This window comes from Pseudonocardia hierapolitana (assembly GCF_007994075.1).
Classification (GTDB): domain Bacteria; phylum Actinomycetota; class Actinomycetes; order Mycobacteriales; family Pseudonocardiaceae; genus Pseudonocardia; species Pseudonocardia hierapolitana.
In genome coordinates this window covers 1,447,787-1,464,564 of the sequence record NZ_VIWU01000001.1, presented here as the reverse complement: position 1 = coordinate 1,464,564, position 16,778 = coordinate 1,447,787, and the positions used below count along the sequence as shown (strand labels likewise).

17 protein-coding genes are annotated in these 16,778 nt (G+C 73.7%); 8 read left to right on the top strand and 9 right to left on the bottom strand.

All coding sequences use genetic code 11. The features are described 5' to 3' along the window. Nucleotides 1–81: 81 nt before the first annotated feature. The 5 genes from FHX44_RS07135 to FHX44_RS07120 all read left to right on the top strand — a co-directional run bounded on the left by FHX44_RS07135 (nt 82) and on the right by FHX44_RS07120 (nt 3,814). Nucleotides 82–654 (top strand): NADPH-dependent FMN reductase, encoded by a 573-nt coding sequence (locus FHX44_RS07135; protein WP_147254746.1) that lies wholly within the window; start codon nt 82–84, stop codon nt 652–654. Further along, nucleotides 651–1,850: an MFS transporter gene (locus FHX44_RS07130; RefSeq protein ID WP_147254745.1), complete on the top strand. Its 1,200-nt coding sequence runs from the start codon at nt 651–653 to the stop codon at nt 1,848–1,850. Before FHX44_RS07135 ends, FHX44_RS07130 begins: the two co-directional genes overlap by 4 nt. A gap of 172 nt (nt 1,851–2,022) precedes the next feature. Continuing rightward, nucleotides 2,023–2,934, top strand: a complete 912-nt coding sequence (locus FHX44_RS07125; RefSeq protein ID WP_147254744.1) for a TIGR03619 family F420-dependent LLM class oxidoreductase — start codon at nt 2,023–2,025, stop codon at nt 2,932–2,934. Between the two features lie 38 nt (nt 2,935–2,972). Next, a complete protein-coding gene (locus FHX44_RS42005; protein ID WP_170308806.1) occupies nt 2,973–3,140 on the top strand; it encodes a hypothetical protein in 168 nt (55 codons plus the stop codon). Continuing rightward, complete coding sequence (locus FHX44_RS07120; protein WP_147254743.1) at nt 3,137–3,814, top strand: hypothetical protein; 678 nt, start codon at nt 3,137–3,139, stop codon at nt 3,812–3,814. Before FHX44_RS42005 ends, FHX44_RS07120 begins: the two co-directional genes overlap by 4 nt. A 217-nt stretch (nt 3,815–4,031) precedes the next feature. Here the strand turns inward: FHX44_RS07120 and FHX44_RS07115 are convergent, their stop codons facing one another. Then, nucleotides 4,032–4,535 (bottom strand): DUF2127 domain-containing protein, encoded by a 504-nt coding sequence (locus FHX44_RS07115; protein WP_147254742.1) that lies wholly within the window; start codon nt 4,533–4,535, stop codon nt 4,032–4,034. Nucleotides 4,536–4,624: 89 nt separating this feature from the next. On the opposite strand from FHX44_RS07115, the gene FHX44_RS07110 reads away from it, so the two are divergent. Further along, entirely contained in the window at nt 4,625–5,596 is a 972-nt protein-coding gene (locus FHX44_RS07110) for a hypothetical protein (RefSeq protein WP_147254741.1), read from the top strand. A gap of 171 nt (nt 5,597–5,767) precedes the next feature. Beyond that, nucleotides 5,768–6,259: a carboxymuconolactone decarboxylase family protein gene (locus tag FHX44_RS07105; protein ID WP_147254740.1), complete on the top strand. Its 492-nt coding sequence runs from the start codon at nt 5,768–5,770 to the stop codon at nt 6,257–6,259. 15 nt (nt 6,260–6,274) lie between these two features. Here FHX44_RS07105 and FHX44_RS07100 read toward each other — a convergent pair whose 3' ends face one another. The 7 genes from FHX44_RS07100 to FHX44_RS07070 all read right to left on the bottom strand — a co-directional run bounded on the left by FHX44_RS07100 (nt 6,275) and on the right by FHX44_RS07070 (nt 14,063). Next, the gene (locus FHX44_RS07100) at nt 6,275–7,054 is read right to left on the bottom strand and encodes a hypothetical protein (protein ID WP_147254739.1); all 780 of its coding nucleotides are present in this window, start codon (nt 7,052–7,054) and stop codon (nt 6,275–6,277) included. Next, a complete protein-coding gene (locus FHX44_RS07095; RefSeq protein ID WP_147254738.1) occupies nt 7,051–8,463 on the bottom strand; it encodes a Na+/H+ antiporter NhaC family protein in 1,413 nt (470 codons plus the stop codon). The genes FHX44_RS07100 and FHX44_RS07095 overlap by 4 nt, the downstream gene beginning before the upstream one ends. A gap of 87 nt (nt 8,464–8,550) precedes the next feature. Further along, entirely contained in the window at nt 8,551–10,128 is a 1,578-nt protein-coding gene (locus FHX44_RS07090) for an N-acyl-D-amino-acid deacylase family protein (protein WP_147254737.1), read from the bottom strand. Then, nucleotides 10,125–11,555 (bottom strand): Na+/H+ antiporter NhaC family protein, encoded by a 1,431-nt coding sequence (locus FHX44_RS07085; protein ID WP_147254736.1) that lies wholly within the window; start codon nt 11,553–11,555, stop codon nt 10,125–10,127. Before FHX44_RS07085 ends, FHX44_RS07090 begins: the two co-directional genes overlap by 4 nt. Continuing rightward, nucleotides 11,552–12,670, bottom strand: a complete 1,119-nt coding sequence (menC, locus tag FHX44_RS07080; RefSeq protein ID WP_147254735.1) for an o-succinylbenzoate synthase — start codon at nt 12,668–12,670, stop codon at nt 11,552–11,554. Before menC ends, FHX44_RS07085 begins: the two co-directional genes overlap by 4 nt. A gap of 2 nt (nt 12,671–12,672) precedes the next feature. Continuing rightward, nucleotides 12,673–13,320 carry a MurR/RpiR family transcriptional regulator gene (locus tag FHX44_RS07075; protein ID WP_147254734.1) on the bottom strand — a complete coding sequence of 216 codons (648 nt, stop codon included), beginning with the start codon at nt 13,318–13,320 and terminating at the stop codon, nt 12,673–12,675. Then, nucleotides 13,317–14,063, bottom strand: a complete 747-nt coding sequence (locus tag FHX44_RS07070) for a GNAT family N-acetyltransferase (RefSeq protein ID WP_170308805.1) — start codon at nt 14,061–14,063, stop codon at nt 13,317–13,319. Before FHX44_RS07070 ends, FHX44_RS07075 begins: the two co-directional genes overlap by 4 nt. Before the next feature lie 97 nt (nt 14,064–14,160). Here FHX44_RS07070 and FHX44_RS07065 point away from each other — a divergent pair, with 97 nt between their 5' ends. Then, on the top strand, nt 14,161–15,282 hold the full coding sequence (locus FHX44_RS07065; RefSeq protein ID WP_147254732.1) for a M20/M25/M40 family metallo-hydrolase: 1,122 nt from the start codon (nt 14,161–14,163) through the stop codon (nt 15,280–15,282). Between the two features lie 390 nt (nt 15,283–15,672). Here the strand turns inward: FHX44_RS07065 and FHX44_RS07060 are convergent, their stop codons facing one another. Beyond that, the gene (locus tag FHX44_RS07060; RefSeq protein WP_147254731.1) at nt 15,673–16,455 is read right to left on the bottom strand and encodes a DedA family protein; all 783 of its coding nucleotides are present in this window, start codon (nt 16,453–16,455) and stop codon (nt 15,673–15,675) included. Between the last annotated feature and the right edge of the window lie 323 nt (nt 16,456–16,778).

Here is a 16,778-nt window from a genome sequence, read left to right as displayed (position 1 = left end):
GCCGCGAGATCCGTTCTCGCCGGGTGTGAGACCGGATCTCACGCCACCCGGTCGAGAACCGACGCTACCCGGGAGGAAACCATGACAGGAACTGATCGGCCGCTGCGGCTCGCGGTCCTGGTCGGCAGCACCCGCGAGGGCCGTGCCGGCGCCCCGATCGCCCGCTGGTTCGTCACGCACGCCGACCAGCACGCGGGCTTCGAGATCGACGTGCTCGACCTCCTCGACGTGCCGCTGCCGACCAGGCTGCTGGACAGCGCGACACCGGAGCAGGAGGCGTGGGCGGAGCGGATCGCGCGCGCCGACGCGTTCGTCCTGGTGACGCCGGAGTACAACCACAGCTTCCCCGCGCCCCTCAAGCAGGCGATCGACTGCGTCCACCACGAGTGGTTCGCCAAGCCGGTCGGGTTCGTCTCGTACGGCGGCGTGGCCCGCGGCCTGCGCGCGGTGGAGCAGCTCCGCCTGGTCTTCTCCGAGCTGCACGCCGTGACGATCCGCGACGGGGTGTGCATCGGACTCGACGACGGCGTCGACGGCACCGGCTGGGTCTGCGACCCGGCCGCGGGTCGAGCCGCGAAGGTGCTGCTCGATCGCCTGGAGTGGTGGGGCCGCGCGCTGCGCTCCGCCAGGGCCGAGCGCCCGTACGACGCATGAGCGCGGCGCCGACGACCCGGCGGACGGCGGACGCCCCGATCGCCCCGGCCTGGCTCGCGCTGCTGGCCGGTCCGCTCTCGTTCGGGATCACCGGGCCGACGCTCGTGCTCGCCGAGATCGCCCGCGACCTCGGGGTCTCGCTGGTCGGAGCCGCGTCGGTGGTCACGGCGTTCGGGTGGGGCATCGCGGTGGGGACCCCGCTGGCCGGCGGGCTGCTGGCCCGGCGCGGGTTGCGCACGGCGCTGGTCGTCGCCGCGTTGCTCGTCGCTGCCGGGGCGGTGCTGGTGATCGCGGTCCCGGTGCTCGCGGTCCTGGTCGTCGGGACGGCGTTGCAGGCGCTGGGCGCCGCGGGGTTCACCGTCGTGGCGATGAGCATCGCGGGCTCGGCGGCGGCGATGGGCACGGTGACGGCGTCGCTGGCCGTGCTCGGCTCGATCGCCCCGCTCGTCGGGTCCCAGGTGGCGGCGGCGTGGGGATGGCCGGTCGCGCTGGTCATGCCGGTGCTCGCCCTGCTCGCGGTGCCCGCTGTGCTGCGGGCCGGGACGTCCGGCGGCCGGCAGGCGGGCCGGTTCGACCTGGCCGGCGCGATCCTGCTGGTCGCCTGGGTGACCGCGCTCGTGATGCTCACGCATTCGCCGGTGGCGGCCGCGGTCGCCGCGCTGGCGCTGACGGCGCTGCTGGCCTGGCACGTGCGGCGCCGGCCCGCGGGGTTCGTGCCCGTCGAGCTGGTGCGGGCGCCCCGGTTCCTGGTCGCGTCCGGGCTCGCCCTCGCGCTCGCGGTGGTCAACTTCGGGATCGTCTACGCCGCGCCCGCGATGGTCACCGACCTGACCGGCTGGACGAGCGGTCAGCTCGGGCTCGCGCTGCTCTGGCCGTACCTCGGCGGCGGCGCCGTGTCGTGGTTCCTGGTGTCGGGGTCGGCGCGGCTGAGCTTCCCGGTATGGGTGGCGACGCTGGCCGCGGGAGCCGTTGCCGCGCCTGCGATCGTCGCGTTCGGCAACGGGAGCGTCGCTCTGCTCTTCGCCGGAATGGCGATCGGCTCGCTCGCCGCGTCCACCGGGAACGGTGCGCTCGCGCTGTGGGCGGGCGCGGCGGTGCCGCAGGCGGTCCGGCCGACGGCGATGGGGTTGTTCACCCTGTTCTACCTGCTCGGGGCCGCTTTCGGGCCGGTGCTCGCGGCGCTGGCCGTGGGATAGGTCCGGGCGGTGCGGCGGAAGCGCGAGGGCGAGACGCCGACGTGCTCCACGAACGGCCTGCTCGGGTGCCGCTCGCTCAGCTGTTCGTGACGCACGGCACGTCGGTGCGATGTCACAGGGATCGCGTCCACGGCATCTCGTGCTCGACGAGCACAACGGCGAGGAGCACACGATGAGACTGGGATTCTTCGGCATCAACGGCGGTGCGACCTGCGGACCGGACGAGACCAGCCGGCTTGCCCGCCTGGCCGAGGAGCTGGGCTACGACTCGATCTGGGCCGGCGAGCGGGTCGTCGCCCCCAGCCCTCACGTGCCGGGGGCGACGATGGCGGAACCCACGTATCCCATCCTCGATCCCCTGATTCACCTGACGTACGTGGCCGCTGCCACCGAACGGCTCCTGCTGGCGACGGGGGTCCTCCTCCTCCCGCAACGCAACCCGGTCGTCCTGGCCAAGCAGGCGGCCAGCCTCGACGTGCTCAGCGGCGGGCGCTTCGTGCTCGGCATCGGGGTCGGTTCCGTCGAGCAGGAGATGACCGCGATCGGAGTACCCATGGCCGGCCGCGGTGCCCGCACCGACGACTACCTCGCCGCGATGCGGGCGCTCTGGACCCGGCCAGGGCCGGTCGCCCATGCAGGCCGGTTCGCGAGCTTCTCGGGGGTCGATGCTCACCCCCGACCGTTGCAGACGGGCGGGCCTCGGATCATCGTCGGCGGCCACTCGCCGGCCGCCTTCCGTCGGGCGGTGGCTCGCGGCCACGGGTGGTACGGGCTCGCACTGGACCCCGAGGCCGCGGCGCTGTGCATCGCAGGTCTGCGTCGCGCCGCCGACGAGGTGGAGCGTCCTGCCGAGCTGGGCGACCTGGAGATCACCGTGACTCCGGCGGAGCGAGGAGTGCTGGAGCTCGGCGCCGCGCCGGACCAGCCGTTCGACAAGGCCGCGGTGGAGGCGTTCGAGGCCGCGGGCGTGGATCGGCTCGTGCCCGTCATGGCCGAGATCACCGTCGAGCGGCCGCTGGTCTCCTCGCCCTCTCCCGATGCGGTGGCGGAACGGCTGGAAGCCCTCGCCGAGCTCGTGATCTGAGAGCGCAGCTCTACGCCGGAACGGCTATGGGCGCGGCGGTGCCGCAGGCGGTCCGGCCGACGGCAACGGGGCTGTTCACCCTGTTCCACCTGCTCCGCGCCGCGTTCGGGCCCCGTGCTCGCGGCGCAGGCCGTGGGGTGGCGGAGATCCCGTCCGGCCTGTCCGCCGCGCGGCCGCCTGCCCGTCCGGCAGACTCCGGCCGGTGAACCGGAACGGATCGGAGCTGGTCCCCGCGTGGGCGCGGCCGACGCCCGGCGAGCACCGCTGGCCCGCCGCGCTGGCCGTCGCAGCCACCATCGCCCTCCAGCTGCTCATGCCCCCGCAGGTGGTGCCGGACGCCCGCTTCGTCATCCCGGCGCTCGAGCTCGCGCTGCTGGTCGGGTTGATGGTCGTGAACCCGTTCCGGGTGGATCGCGAGTCGACGGTGCTGCGCACGGCCAGCCTCGTGCTGACCGGGCTGGTCGCCGTGGCGAACGGGTGGTCGGTGGTGCTGCTCGTCGTCGACCTGCTCACGGGGCGGCCCGCGACGCCCGGCGAGCTGCTCGGCGCGGGCGGCGCGATCTGGCTGACCAACGTGCTGGCGTTCGGGCTCGTGTACTGGGAGCTCGACCGCGGCGGTCCCGCTGCCCGCGCGGCGGCGGTGGACGATCGTCCCGACTTCCTGTTCCCCCAGATGCAGGCCCCCGAGATCGCCGGCCGGGACTGGGAACCGGGCTTCGTCGACTACGCCTACCTGTCGTTCACGAACGCCACGGCGTTCAGCCCGACGGACGTGCTGCCGCTGTCGCGGTGGGCGAAGCTGACGATGGCCGTGCAGGCCGGCGTGTCGCTGGTGGTGGTCGTGCTGGTCGTCGCCCGGGCGATCAACGCGCTGGGCTGATCGCCTGGGCCAGGGCCCGTCGGCGGCGGTCTCCCGCCGGTAGCGCTCGTACGACAGCCGCCCACGTGTCGCAATGATGATCAACAGTGCGAGTGCGATCTCGAGCGGGAGGCGGACCAGGCCGAGAACGGGCAGCACGGCCAGACCGGGGAGGACCGTGCTCACGACGATGCCCGCGAGCGCCGGTCGGGCCTGGCTGGGCATCCCCGTAGGGGATTCACAGGTGGGGCACATCTCCACCGGGCGCAGCGTTCGTCCGGAGCAGCCGGTACTCCCGCAGGACGAGCACGATGACCAGGACGTCCAGCGCGGCCAGGAACAGCAGGACGAGCGACCCGGTGCGGACCGCGCGGAGCAGCTCGTAGCCGACGAACACGCCGAGCACGACGGCCGCAACCGGGTAGGCGGGGCGCCACCTGCGCAGCAACGCCCACACCAGCCCGAGCTTCACGACGCCGTGCAGCGCGAGGTAGACGAGCACGAAGGTGCGGCTGCCCGAGGCGAACTCGGCGGTGCCCGCCACGAGGTGGCGGGTGAGGAAGCCGTCGGGTGGGCCGAGCAGGTCCCGGCTCACGACGTCGGCGACGAGCCGGTGCACGGTGGCGGCGGGGACGAGCAGCAGCACCACGGCGCCGAGCAGCTCGGCGGCGCCGTCCAGGGCCTTCAGGAGCAGCGCGGCCCGGAACCACCGCTCGGTGCGGCGCGCCCGTACGTCGGCCATGGACGACTTCTACCAGCGTTCGGGACAGATACCGCCGCGATCCGGACAAGTCGCTGCCGCGGACCAGCGGTTACCGCGATGCTTCATCCGTGGTCGACAGGACCCGGTGTCCCGACACGCGGGAGTGGCACCGCCCGCTGCTGCTCGTCGCGGCCGTGACCGCGCCGTTCGTCGTGATCTCACTCGCCGGCATGCTGTTCGACGGCCGGGTGCTGGTCGGGGCGCCGATCTGGTTCAAGCCGTTCAAGTTCGCCGTGTCGATCGTGATCTACGCGGTGACCTGGGCCTGGCTGTACGCCTACCTGCCGCGGAACCGGTGGGTGCGCCGGTCCACGACGATCATCGCGGCGATGCTCGCGATCGAGTACCTGGTCATCGTCGGTCAGGTGGTGCGTGGCCGGCAGAGCCACTTCAACGTCGCCACGCCGCTCGACGCCGGGCTCTGGGCCGCCATGGCCACCTCGATCGTGGTGCTCTGGATCGCCAACCTCGTGGTCGCCGCCTACCTGCTGCGCGAGAAGGTCGGCGGCCCGTCGCTCACGTGGGGCGTCCGGGCCGGGGCCGTCATCTCACTGTTCGGCGCCGCGGTGGCGTTCATGATGACCCGGCCGACCGCCGCGCAGCGGGCGTCGTTCTCCGACGGCACCTTCGCCGGGGTCATCGGTGGGCACAGCGTCGGCGTCGCCGACGGCGGGCCGATCATGCCCGTCACGGGGTGGAGCACCACGGGGGGAGACCTGCGGATCGCCCACTTCGTCGGCCTCCACGCGCTGCAGGCGCTGCCGCTCGTGGCCGTGCTGCTGGCGCTGCTGGCCGGCCGAGTGGCGGTGCTGCGTGCCGAGGCCGTCCGGACGCGGCTGGTCGTCGTCGCCTCCGCCGGGTACGCCGCGCTCACCCTCCTCTCGTTGTGGCAGGCCCTGCGCGGCCAGCCGCTGACCAGCCCGGACGGGCTCACGCTCGCGGTCGCCTGCCTCCTGGTGGTGGCTGTCGTCGCCGCGGCGGTGGCGGTGCTCGCCACGAGCCGCCGCGACCGCCGACGCCCGCAGGCGCCCGCCACCTGAACCGGGCCCGACCCACCTGCACCGTCGGGCTCCGCGAGTCGCGGGCGTGAGTGCGCACGAGCCGGGCTCTCGATGCACGTGGCGTGGGTCACGCAGCCGCGCCGTCACAGCGATCGGCTCGCCGGCGTCTCGTGTCCGTCCAGCTCACGACATCACGAATGAGGCGAAGTCATGGAACCGCGATTCAACCTGCTCGACAGCCCGACCGCCGCGAAGGTCGCCAAGCGGTTCTACAACACGGCGCTGGCCCTCGATGGCTCGACGCTGCCGAAGACCGTGCGGGAACTGGTGGAGCTGCGGGTCAGCCAGATCAACGGCTGCGGCTTCTGCGTCGACATCCACACCAAGGAGGCCGCGGCTGCCGGCGAGACCCCGCTCCGGCTCAACCTGGTCGCCGCCTGGCGCGAGTCCAGCGTGTTCACCGAGGCCGAGCGGGCGGCGCTGGCGCTCGCCGAGGAGGGCACCCGGATCGCCGACGCCCATGGGGGCGTGTCCGACGAGACCTGGGCCGAGGTGCGCGAGCACTACGACGACGACCAGATCGGCGCCCTGGTCTGTGCCATCGCCATGATCAACGCCTCCACGCGGATGAACGTCATCGTGCGCAACCCCGGGGGTTCCTACGAACCCGGCATGTTCGCCGCCGCGCTCGCCCAGCACTGATCGGATCGGGTTCCTTCACCGGGCGCCGAGCCGGGCCAGGTCGCGGCAGGTCGCTGCCAGCAGGTCGCGCAGGAGCGGGCCGGCGATTCCCTCGTGCACGTCGACGACGGGGCGCCCGGCGCGCAGGGCCTGCTGGTAGCGGTCGCGATCGGCGGGGTAGGGGAGGGCGGTCAGGGCGGCGACCACCACGGTCTCCCCGTCCCGTTCGGCGATCGCGACGACGTGGGTGCGCAGGACCGTCTCGTCGGGATGGCCGATCCAGCCCGCCTTCACCGCGACCCCGGACGCCGGGACACCGAGGGTGTCCGCCACCGCCCCCGGGATGCCGAACGCCTGCTCGGGCTCCACGGCCCTCATCCAGCCCATCACCCGCGCGGCGGCCGGATCGCCCGCCGCCGCGCGGGCGAGTGCCCCGTAGGCCGTGACGAGCTCGGTGGCGCTCACCTCGACCCCGCCGAACCAGCCGGGGTCCGCGCTCGCCGTCCGCCAGCGCACGGCGGTGGCGGCGGCGATCCGGTCGAGGATCCGGGCCGGCGGGCCCGCGTGCCAGATGCGGTTGGTGGCGGCGTTGTCGGAGTGGCGGACCGCCCGCTCGGCGTCGTCGTTGCGTCCGCTGCCGCCCGTCCACACGATCAGCGGCTTCAGCACCGAGGCGCAGCGCAGCCGGATGGCGCCCCGGCGGGCGGCGACGGCGCGAAGCGGCGCCCCGCCGTACTGGGGGCTGCCGAACGCTTCGCCCGCGACCTGCGCGGACGCGCCGTCGGGGAGGCCGGCGAGCACGTCGGCGGCCGTCACAGGTAGATCCCGAGCAGCAGGGCGTAGAGCACCACGACGGGGACGAGCACCAGGTACGACGACAGCAGCTGCCACCGCAACGAGCGTGACTCGGCCAGTCCCATCTGCCCGATCATGTCGGGATTGGGGAACGGACCCAGCCCGTCGGTCTGCGAGACGGCGAGCAGCACGACGCTCCACGCCGCGGGCGGGACGCCGAGCGTCGCGGCGAGCGGCCCGAACACCTGGTTCACCAGCACGGCCTGCGCCGCCGCCGCGCCGGCCACGCCGACCCATCCGATCAGCACCACGACCAGGCAGAACACGTACGGGCTCAGCGTGGACAGTGCGAACCGCTCCGCGACGCCGTCGTAGACGCCCATCGAGTCGACGAGCGTGAACAGCACGGCGAGCAGGAAGAACAGGAAGAAGATCCCGAGCAGCCGGCTCGCGCCCGCGTAGACCGCGCCCATCAGCTCGCCGATGGGCCTGCGCGCCGCGATCCCGGTGACGGCGATCAGCAGGATCAGGGCCACGGGCACGAACGTCGCGCCCGCGGCGGTGACGCCGCTGTAGACCACGAGCGCGAGGAACGCGAGCAGGAACGCGGCGGTGGTGCGCGCGGCACCCGGCGCGGGCTCCCGCACGGCGTCCAGGTCGACGGCGCGCTCGGGCGGGTAGGGGAACACCTCGGCGGTGCGCCGCTGGTTCCACCGCACGGCGAGGAAACCGACGCCGAACATCACGAGCGCGGTGGGCAGGCCTGCGGCCAGGACGTAGCCGATCCAGCTGACCTGCGCAGCGCCGTAGATGCTCGTGGTGATCGGCGCGAACGGGCTGAGCGTGAGCCCGGCGAGCCCGCTGAAGAAGAACATCGCCGCCGTGGCCGTGGTCGAGAACCCCAGCGCCGCGAGCAGCGGGATCACGATCGGCGCGACGATCGCCACCGACCCGGCGAGCGTGCCGAGCGCCCCGGCGAGGATCGTGCACGCCAGCATCACGCCGAGCTGGGCCCGCAGCTGCGTGGTCAGCCCGACCTTGCGCACCACGTTCAGCACCACGAACTCGGCCACCCCGGTGCGCTTGAGCACCTCCCCGAGTCCCGCGCCGAGCAGGATGATCACGCCGAGCAGCGCGATCAGCGAGCCCATCGACTCGATCAGCACCGGCCCGAGCGCCGAGGGCGTGGAGCGGGTGAGCACCACTGCGCTGACCACCGCGCCCAGCGTGGCCAGCACGATGTCGACCCCGAGCAGCGCCAGACCCGCGTACACGACGATCGGGACGAGCCCCCACAGGCCCGGCTGGTCGGTGCCGATCGCGACGGCGATGCTCGCGACGAGCGCCACCGCGTACAGGGCCACGGCAGCGAGCTGCTGCCGCCGGGACATGTCGAGCGTGTAGATGTTGGCGTCCGACAAGGAGGTCACGGTCTCTCCAGGGGGGAGCGGCGGGGGCGCACGGGACGTCAGCACAGTGGCTTCACTGCCGCGAGAGGACAGCAAAGCCACTTGCTGTCACGGGGGCGGGGTGGGGCGGCGGAGCACCCGGCCCGGCCGCGCCCCCGTGAGCACCCCGTCCGCCAACACCTGCTCGCCCGCAACCAGCACGTGGTGCACGCCGGTCGAGAGCTGCCACGGGTCGTCGTAGGTGGAACGGTCGGTCACCGTCGCCGGGTCGAGGACGGCGATGTCGGCCACCGCCCCCGGTCGCAGGACGCCGCGGTCGGTCATCCCGAGCCGGGCGGCGGGCAGCCCGGTCATCTTGTGGACGGCCGCGGCCAGGGAGATGTCGCCGTCGCGCACGTACCGGCCGAGGACGCGCGTGAAGGTGCCGAAGCTGCGCGGGTGCGGGCGGCCGGGGCCGTCGGGGCGCAGCACCCAGCCGTCGCTCGCGACGCTCGCGGCCGGGTGCCGCAGCACCGTGCGCACGTCGGCGGCGGCCATCGCGTGGTTGACGATCGACACGGCGCCGCGGTGCCCGGCGAGCACCTGCAGCGCGGCGTCGGCGGGATCGGTGCCGAGCTCGCGGGCGACGTCGGCGATGCTGCGCCCCCGCGCGCCGCTGAACGGGCCGGGCGGCAGGTCGGCGATCACCACGCCTTCCGGGTCGACGTCGCGGGCCATGCGCTCGCGCAGCCCGCTCGCCACCCGCTCCCGGGTGGGGCCGTCGGCGAACCGCTCCAACATCCGTTCCACGCCGCCGTCGAGCGCCCACGCCGGGAGCCGCGAGGTGAGCGTGGTGGACGAGGCCGTGTACGGGTAGACGTCGCACGTCACGTCCACGCCGTCGGTGCGCGCCTCGTCGATGATCCGCAGCGCATCCACCACGGCACCGTGGTTGCTGCGGCCCATCGCCTTGAGGTGGGAGATCTCCAGCCGCACCCCGGTGGCCCGCGCCGTGGCGACGGCCTCGCGCACCGCGTCGAGCAGCGTGTCGGCCTCGTTGCGCATGTGCGTCGAGTAGAGCAGCCCGTGTGCGGCGGCCACCCGCGCCAGCGCGGTGACCTCGGCACTGTCCCCGTACGCTCCGGGCGCGTAGATCAGGCCGGTCGAGAACCCCCAGACGCCCTGCGCGGCCGTCTCGGCGAGGAGCTCCTCCATCCGCTCCAGCTCGGTGTGTGACGGCGCGCGCTCCTCTGCGCCCATGACGGCGAGGCGCAGCGCCGAGTGCCCCACCTGCAACGCGAGGTTCACCGCGGGCCGGCCGGCGTCGACGGCGTGGGCGTAGCCCGCCGCGTCGGTCCAGCTCCAGTCGAGCTCGGCCTGCAGGAACGCCGACGCCGTCCGCAGGGTGGCGAGGTCGCCCACCGGGAACGGCGAGAATCCGCAGTTGCCCGTCACCAGCGTCGTGACGCCCTGGGTGACGGCGGTGTCGGCGCCGGGGTGCCCGGTGATGCTGAAGTCGGCGTGCGAGTGCAGGTCGACGAACCCGGGGCAGACCACGAGCCCGTCGGCGTCGATCCGGGTACCGATCAGCGAGCCGGGTGCGGCGACGGCGTCCACCCGGCCCGCGGTGACGCCGACGTCCGCTGGCCGCCCCGGTGCGCCGGTGCCGTCGACGACCGTGCCGCCCGTGATCACGAGGTCGCTCATGACAGCACCGCCAGGATCCCGGCGTACATCAGCGAGGCCGGTATCAGCACCAGCCACCCGGTGAGCAGCAGCGACCGCAGGTTCGTCGACCGGGCCAGGCCCATCGCGCCGACCATGTTGGCGTTCGGGAACGGGCCGTACGTGTCGGCCTTCGACGCCCACAGCAGCACGATCACCCACGCGCCCGCGCCGAGCCCGACGGTGGTGGCGAGGTCGCCGAACACCTGGTCCAGCAGCACGACCTGGGCCGCGGTGGCCCCGGGTACCCCGACCCAGCCCAGCAGCGCGATCGCGACGGCGAAGCCGAGGCCGGACGAGTTCTGCAGCTGCGGCCCGAAGATCTGGAGCACGACGTCGTACGGCTTGAGGTGGTCGATCACCAGGAACAGCGCCGCCAGCAGCCAGAACAGCAGGAAGATGCTGACGAGCCGGGCCGCGCCGCGGTAGATGTGCCGCGCGATCTCGGTGGCCGGGAGCCCGGCCGCCACGCCGGTGGCGATGCCCAGCAGCGGCAGCGCGAGCAGCGGGAAGGACGTGCCGGCCGCGGTGATCGTCGCGTAGGCGACGGTGGCGACGAGCAGCAGGAGGAACACCGCGGTGGCCCGTCCGGCGGACGCCGGCACCTCGGTCTCCTCCGTCTCGAGATCGGCATCGGTGTAGAAGTCGCCGGTCCGGGCGCTGCGCCGCTGGATCCAGGGCACGAGGACCATCGCGACGAGGAGCGACAGCACGGCCAGCGGCGCCGCGCCGTACTGCAGGTAGGTCAGGTAGCCGACCTGCGCCGCCTCCATGATCGCGACGTTCGAGCCCGCGAACGGTGCGAGCGCGAGGCCTGCGCAGCCGCCGACGAACATCATCGCGGCGGTGGCGGATCGGGTGAACCCCACGCGCGCCGCGACCGGCAGCAGGATCGGCGCCGAGATCGCGAGCGCCCCGGCGAGCGTGCCCAGGCTGGTGACCAGCACGAGGCAGGACAGCATGACGCCGAGCAGCACGGCCCGCTGGCTGCGCTCGCCCGCGATCCGCAGCACCCAGCGGACGATCGTGTGCGCCACGCCCGTGACGCGCAGGACCTCGCCGACCCCCGCGCCGAGCATGATGATCACGCCGATCGTGGTGACCAGATCGCCCATCGACTCGCCGAGCAGCTCGCCGAACTCGGCGGGCGTCTGGCGGGCGATGAGCACGCCGCCCACCAGGCTCACCACGGTGGCGATCACCAGGTCCATGCCGAGCAGGCACAGCACGGCGTACAGGGCGATCGGCAGGACGCCCCACAGCGTGGGCGCCTCGGCGAACACCCCCGCGATCGCGCAGACGACCAGTCCGGCGACGGCGATCACGGTGGTCACGATGCGGCGGCCGCGACCCTGCTCGAGCTCGTAGGCGTTGGCCCGGTCGGTGGCGCGGTCCGTCTGTTCGGTCATCGGGTCCCCTCGTGGGTGCGGGTGGCGTTCGCCCGCACGAACTCCTCGTCGACGTCGTGCCCGAGGCCGGGGGTGTCCCATGGCACGCGGACGCCGCCGTGGTCGGCGCGGATCGGTGGGTTCACCACGTCGCGCGCGTAGTACTTGTCGGAACCGGAGACGTCCGACGGCAGGACGAATCCGGGCAGGCTGGAGATGGCGACATTGGCGGCCCGGCCCACGCCGAACTCGTACATGCCGCCGCACCAGACGGGGATCCCGTGCTCGCGGGCGAGATCGTGGGCGGCCACGGCGGCGGTCAGGCCGCCCATCCGGGAGACCTTGATGTTCAGCACCCGGCAGGCCCCGACGGCGAGCGCGGTCTCCAGGTCGTGCCCGTCCACGACCGACTCGTCGAGGCAGACCGGGGTGTCGATCACCGCCTGCAGCCGGGCGGCAGCCATGAGGTCGCGCGGCGCGAAGGGCTGCTCGATCATGAGCAGCCCTTCACCGTCGAGGGCGCGCAGCGCGATGAGGTGGTCCTCGTCCTCGGTGTAGGCGCCGTTGGCGTCGACGTGCAGCTGCAGGTCGGGATACGCCGCGCGCACGGCCGCAACCGGCTCGACGTCCCACCCGGGCGCGATCTTCAGCTTGACCCGGGCGTAGCCGGCCTGCACCTGCCGCGACACCTGTTCGAGCAGCTCGTCCACCGTCGGCTCGATGCCGAGGCTCACGCCCACGACGACGCTCTGCCGCTCCCCGCCGAGCGCCCCGGCCAGGGGAACGCCGGTCACCTGCGACCACAGCGCCCAGCACGCCATGTCGAGCCCGGCCTTGGCGAACTCGTTGCCCCGCACCCGGGCCCACAGCCGGGGGACCTGCGTGGGGTGCTCCCACTCGGCGCCGAGGAGCCGTGGCACGAGGTGCGCGGTGGCGATCGTCCAGCAGGTGTCCACGGTCTCGCCGCAGAAGAACGGACCGGACGGCGAGGCGATCTCGCCCCAGCCCACTGCCCCGCCTGCGTCCTCGACGCGGACGAGCACGTGCTCCAGGTACGACTTGCGATGCGAGCTGGTCTCGAACTCGCGGATCAGCGGCAGCCGCACCTGCAGCAGCTCGATCCGGTCGACGCGCATGGTCAGTCTCCTTCTGCGTATACGCCCAGCCGCGCCGTAAGCGCGTCCCGGCGGGCGAGCCGCCGCCGCGCGCCCTTCGCGCTCGCCGCGGCGAGGGTGGCGAGGATGTGCACGACGGCGGCGACGGCGGTGGGGGAGTCGGCGTAGGACGCGCTGTCGGTGCTCACCACGACCGCGACGTCGGAGACGCGCGCCACCGCGCTCCCGGGATCGTCGGTGACCCCGACGACCGCGCCGCCCGCCGCGGCGAACTCCTCGGCCACCGCGATCGTGGAGCGCGCGTAACGGCGCAGCGAGAACGCGACGAGCACGTCGCCCGGGCGCACGTCGGAGAGCACGTCCACCGCCCGCACGACCGTGCCGTCGATCAGGGTGACGTTGGCCATGCTGGCCGACAGGTCCGTGGCCAGCAGGGACGCGTAGGACCACGACTTGGAACCGCCGGCGACGAACCGCCGCTTGGCCGCGACGATCCGGCGCGCGGCCTGCTCCAGCGAGCCGTCGGCCTGCAGCCGCTCCAGGGTGGCGGACAGGTTGGCGGTCTCCTGGGCGACCACCTGCTGCAGCAGGGCGGTGGCGGTGGAACGGCGCTGCAGGCGGGCCCCGAAGCGCTCGTCGGGGGTGCTGAGCTGCCGGTTCGAGGCGGTCACCGTGCCCCCGCGCAGTACAGGGCGGTGCGGTCGTCGACCCGCCGGCACGACAGCAGCACCTGGCCTGCACCGAGGAGCCGCGTGAGCTCGTCGGCGACGCGGTCGCGCAGCTCGAGTGCCCGGCCGGGCTCCATCCGCCGCAGGTCGTCGCTGCTGGCCGGCACCGCGAGCCAGCCGACGTCGCCGTCCGCGCGGCACTCGCCCCACTCCGGGACGTCGCGCGGCAGGGGCGGGACCGGAGTCGGGGTCTGCGCGTCGAGGACCCACTCGACGACGACGCGGTCCGTGCGGCCGTTGTGATCCTCCATGTCGTAGAGGTCGCGGTGGAACCAGCGGCCGACCGCACCGAGCACGTCGAGGTTGAAGTGGGCGTTGCGGGCCTGCAGCGGGTCGTACGCCCAGCGCATCGTGCGCACGCCCGTGCACCGGGCCACCTCGGCCTGCGCCCGCTTGAGCTGCCGGCCCACCCCGCGCCCCTGCGCGACCGGGTCGACCGCCGCCGTCTGCGAGTAGTGGTAGGGCGTCCCGCCGTCGAGACCCACGAAGCCGTAGGTGAAGCCCACCAGGTTGTCGTCCTCGTCGAACGCGCCGACGGCCGAGCCGCCTGCGTGCCGCAGGGCGCTGAGGAGCTTCGGCGTGAACGCGGGGTCGTCGGGGGCCAGACCGAACACCACGCGGTAGAGCCGGACGGCCGCAAGCCGCTCCGCCGTGGTGGCGAGGGGCCGGGTCGTGATCCCGGACATGCTGCTCCCTACCGTGATACCGAATGTATGTGTGACGGTCCTACCGTCGAAGCTGCAGGCTGTCAACACGAAGGCCGCGAAGATATAGTCCGTATCCATGGCCGACTTCTCCGGCGCTGCAGCCGGTCTCGCAGAGGGAGCGGTGGCGCGGCTCGTCGCCTACGCACGGCACGAGACGCCCACCGGCGACGCGCATGCGCTGAACGCGCTGGCGGACGTCCTGGAGGAGCGCTACCGGGAGCTGGGCGCGCAGACCGAGCGCGTCGCGCAGGAGACGGGCGACCACCTCGTCGCGCGGTGGGGCGGCGGCGACGCCCCGCACGTGCTGCTGCTCGGCCACCACGACACCGTGTGGCCGCGCGGCACGCTCGACTCGATGCCGCTGGCCGAGGAGGACGGCGTGCTGCGCGGTCCCGGCGTCTACGACATGAAGGGCGGGCTGGTCGTCGCCGAGCTGGCGTTCGAGGTCCTTCGCCGGTCCGGCACGGCGCCCGCGCGGCCGGTGCGCCTCGTCGTGGTCGCCGACGAGGAGGTCGGCAGCCCCACGGCCCGTCCGCTCGTCGAGGCCCACACGGCCGGCGCCGTCGCGGTGCTGGGCCTGGAGTCACCGCACCCGGGAGGCGCGCTGAAGTCCGCGCGCCTGGGCAGCACGCGGGTGCGGATCGAGGTCGCGGGCCGGGCCGCCCACGCCGCGCTCGACCCGGAGTCGGGCGTGTCGGCCATCGACGAGCTGGTGGACCAGCTGTACGCGGTCCGCGAGATCATGGCGGCCGAGCCGACGGTGCTGTGCAACGTCGGCACCGTCGGCGGCGGAGGCCGCACCAACGTCGTGCCGGACCGCGCGGCGGCCGACGTCGGCCTGCGGTTCACCGACGTCGCCACCCAGGAGCGGGTGCTCGCCGCGCTCGGGCGGCTCACGCCCGTCCGCGCGGGTGCCGAGGTAGGCGTGCGGACGCTGACGAGCAGGCCGGCCTGGTCCGACCCGGACGACGACCTGCTCGCGCGGGTGGCGGAAGCGGGGGCCGCCGTGGGGCAGGAGATCACCGGACGCCCGGCCGCGGGTGGGGCGGACACCAACACCGCGGGCGCCGCCGGCATCCCCACCCTCGACGGTTTCGGCCCGCTCGGTGGCGGCGCCCACGCCCCGGACGAGCGGATCGAGACGGCGTCGCTGCCGGCCCGCGCCGCCCTGCTGGCGAGCGTGCTCGCCACCCTCTGAGCCGGACCGCCCGCAGGTCCGGGCGAAAGGGCAGGCAACCACACCGGTGTCTCCGTGGATGGAGGCTTCCCGATGGCCGGTGGCCTCGTCATCGGCAGGTCGGTGCGAGAACGGCTGTATCCGGCCGCCTTGGTGCCGGTCCGTTGATCACGGCTGCCGTGGGCGCGTTCAGCGGAACGCTTCGGGTGTCGCTCGTGACGAGCCGTCTCGTGGGCGCGCCGTTCCCGCGGGCGATCACCGTGTGGCCCGAGCCGGGAACGGCGCGCCCACCGCAGCCCCACCAGACCAGATCGACCCGACAGGCCCGTGCTCACGGCGCACGAGCGGCGTGATCCGAACCAGCGGTTGCCCATTGCTGTCGAAACAACCATGGACACCCGATACCGCGGATCATGCGCGCGGCCACCACCGAACGCGCCGCACACCATGATCACGGGAACCGGCAGTGGTACGAGGACGCCGAGCGACAGCGAGGGCATGCCCAGCACGGCGGGCGGCGACCAGCCGCCGGGCGAACTGCCCCACGACCATGACGACCACGATGCCGAGCGACACCCAGAGGCCGTTGGCGGAGATGGTCTCGGCGAGGTCGACGGCGGGCTGCCCGATCGCGAACCCCAGGCCCGCGTAGATGCTCGCGCGCACCAGGGTGCCGACGCCGTCGAGGACGAGGAACGTGCGCAGCCGCATCCCGGTCCACCCGGCCGCCGCGTAGATCAGCGACGACGGGACGGGGGTCCACGGCGCCATCGCGACGGCGGGCCACATCACCCAGGGGCCGACCGAGTCCACCTTGCCGGCGAACCACGTCGCGACCCTGCTCCTGCGGGCGAACTTGCCGACGATGCCCCTGCCCCAGAGCGTGCCGGCCCACCAGACGATCGCGTCGAACTTCATCATCCCGACCATCGCCGCGGCCACCACGACCGGGAGCGGCACCGCACCCACGCCGGCGAACGCGCCCGCCGCGATGATCGACTCCTTCGAGCCGGTGAGGAGCTCCAGCAGCACGGGGTTCGAACCGATGAGGAGCGGTCGCACGGGCCACATCGCCGTGTAGAAGACGGCCATCCCGGCGAGCGCGTACCAGCAGAGCAGGTCGGCGCGCCGAGGCGTGCCGTCCCACGGCACCCAGCGGGAAGTGCTCCTCGGGAGCACCGCGGTGCTGGTCATGATGGCCTCCGTCCGTCGCCGCCGAGTCCATGCTCGGCCGGTGCGGCGCAGGCCGGTATCGCGATCCGTCACGGTCGGGCCGGGCACTTCGCACGGGTCTCCCGGGCGAGACGCACGGCGTGATGCACGATGTCCGGCCGGCGCGGGTATGCACCTGCATGGACACGGCGAGCATCGTCAGGACGTCCGCACCGGTCTGCACCGAGCCGCCACCGGTGCCGCCCCCGGCTCCGGAGCCCGCGCCGCCGATCCCGGCTCCCGGCCCGGACCCGGTGCCGCCGGTGCCGCCCCCGGGGCCGGGTCCGACCGACCCGCAGCACGGA

Coding starts and splice junctions, on each gene's coding strand:
- FHX44_RS07125 (WP_147254744.1), top strand. CDS start 2,023: ATGAGACTGGGATTCTTCGGCATCAACGGCGGTGCGACCTGCGGACCG.
- FHX44_RS07135 (WP_147254746.1), top strand. CDS start 82: ATGACAGGAACTGATCGGCCGCTGCGGCTCGCGGTCCTGGTCGGCAGC.
- FHX44_RS07105 (WP_147254740.1), top strand. CDS start 5,768: ATGGAACCGCGATTCAACCTGCTCGACAGCCCGACCGCCGCGAAGGTC.
- FHX44_RS07130 (WP_147254745.1), top strand. CDS start 651: ATGAGCGCGGCGCCGACGACCCGGCGGACGGCGGACGCCCCGATCGCC.
- FHX44_RS07060 (WP_147254731.1), bottom strand. CDS start 16,455: ATGACCAGCACCGCGGTGCTCCCGAGGAGCACTTCCCGCTGGGTGCCG.
- FHX44_RS07085 (WP_147254736.1), bottom strand. CDS start 11,555: ATGACCGAACAGACGGACCGCGCCACCGACCGGGCCAACGCCTACGAG.
- FHX44_RS07070 (WP_170308805.1), bottom strand. CDS start 14,063: ATGTCCGGGATCACGACCCGGCCCCTCGCCACCACGGCGGAGCGGCTT.
- FHX44_RS07115 (WP_147254742.1), bottom strand. CDS start 4,535: ATGGCCGACGTACGGGCGCGCCGCACCGAGCGGTGGTTCCGGGCCGCG.
- menC (WP_147254735.1), bottom strand. CDS start 12,670: ATGCGCGTCGACCGGATCGAGCTGCTGCAGGTGCGGCTGCCGCTGATC.
- FHX44_RS07065 (WP_147254732.1), top strand. CDS start 14,161: ATGGCCGACTTCTCCGGCGCTGCAGCCGGTCTCGCAGAGGGAGCGGTG.
- FHX44_RS07090 (WP_147254737.1), bottom strand. CDS start 10,128: ATGAGCGACCTCGTGATCACGGGCGGCACGGTCGTCGACGGCACCGGC.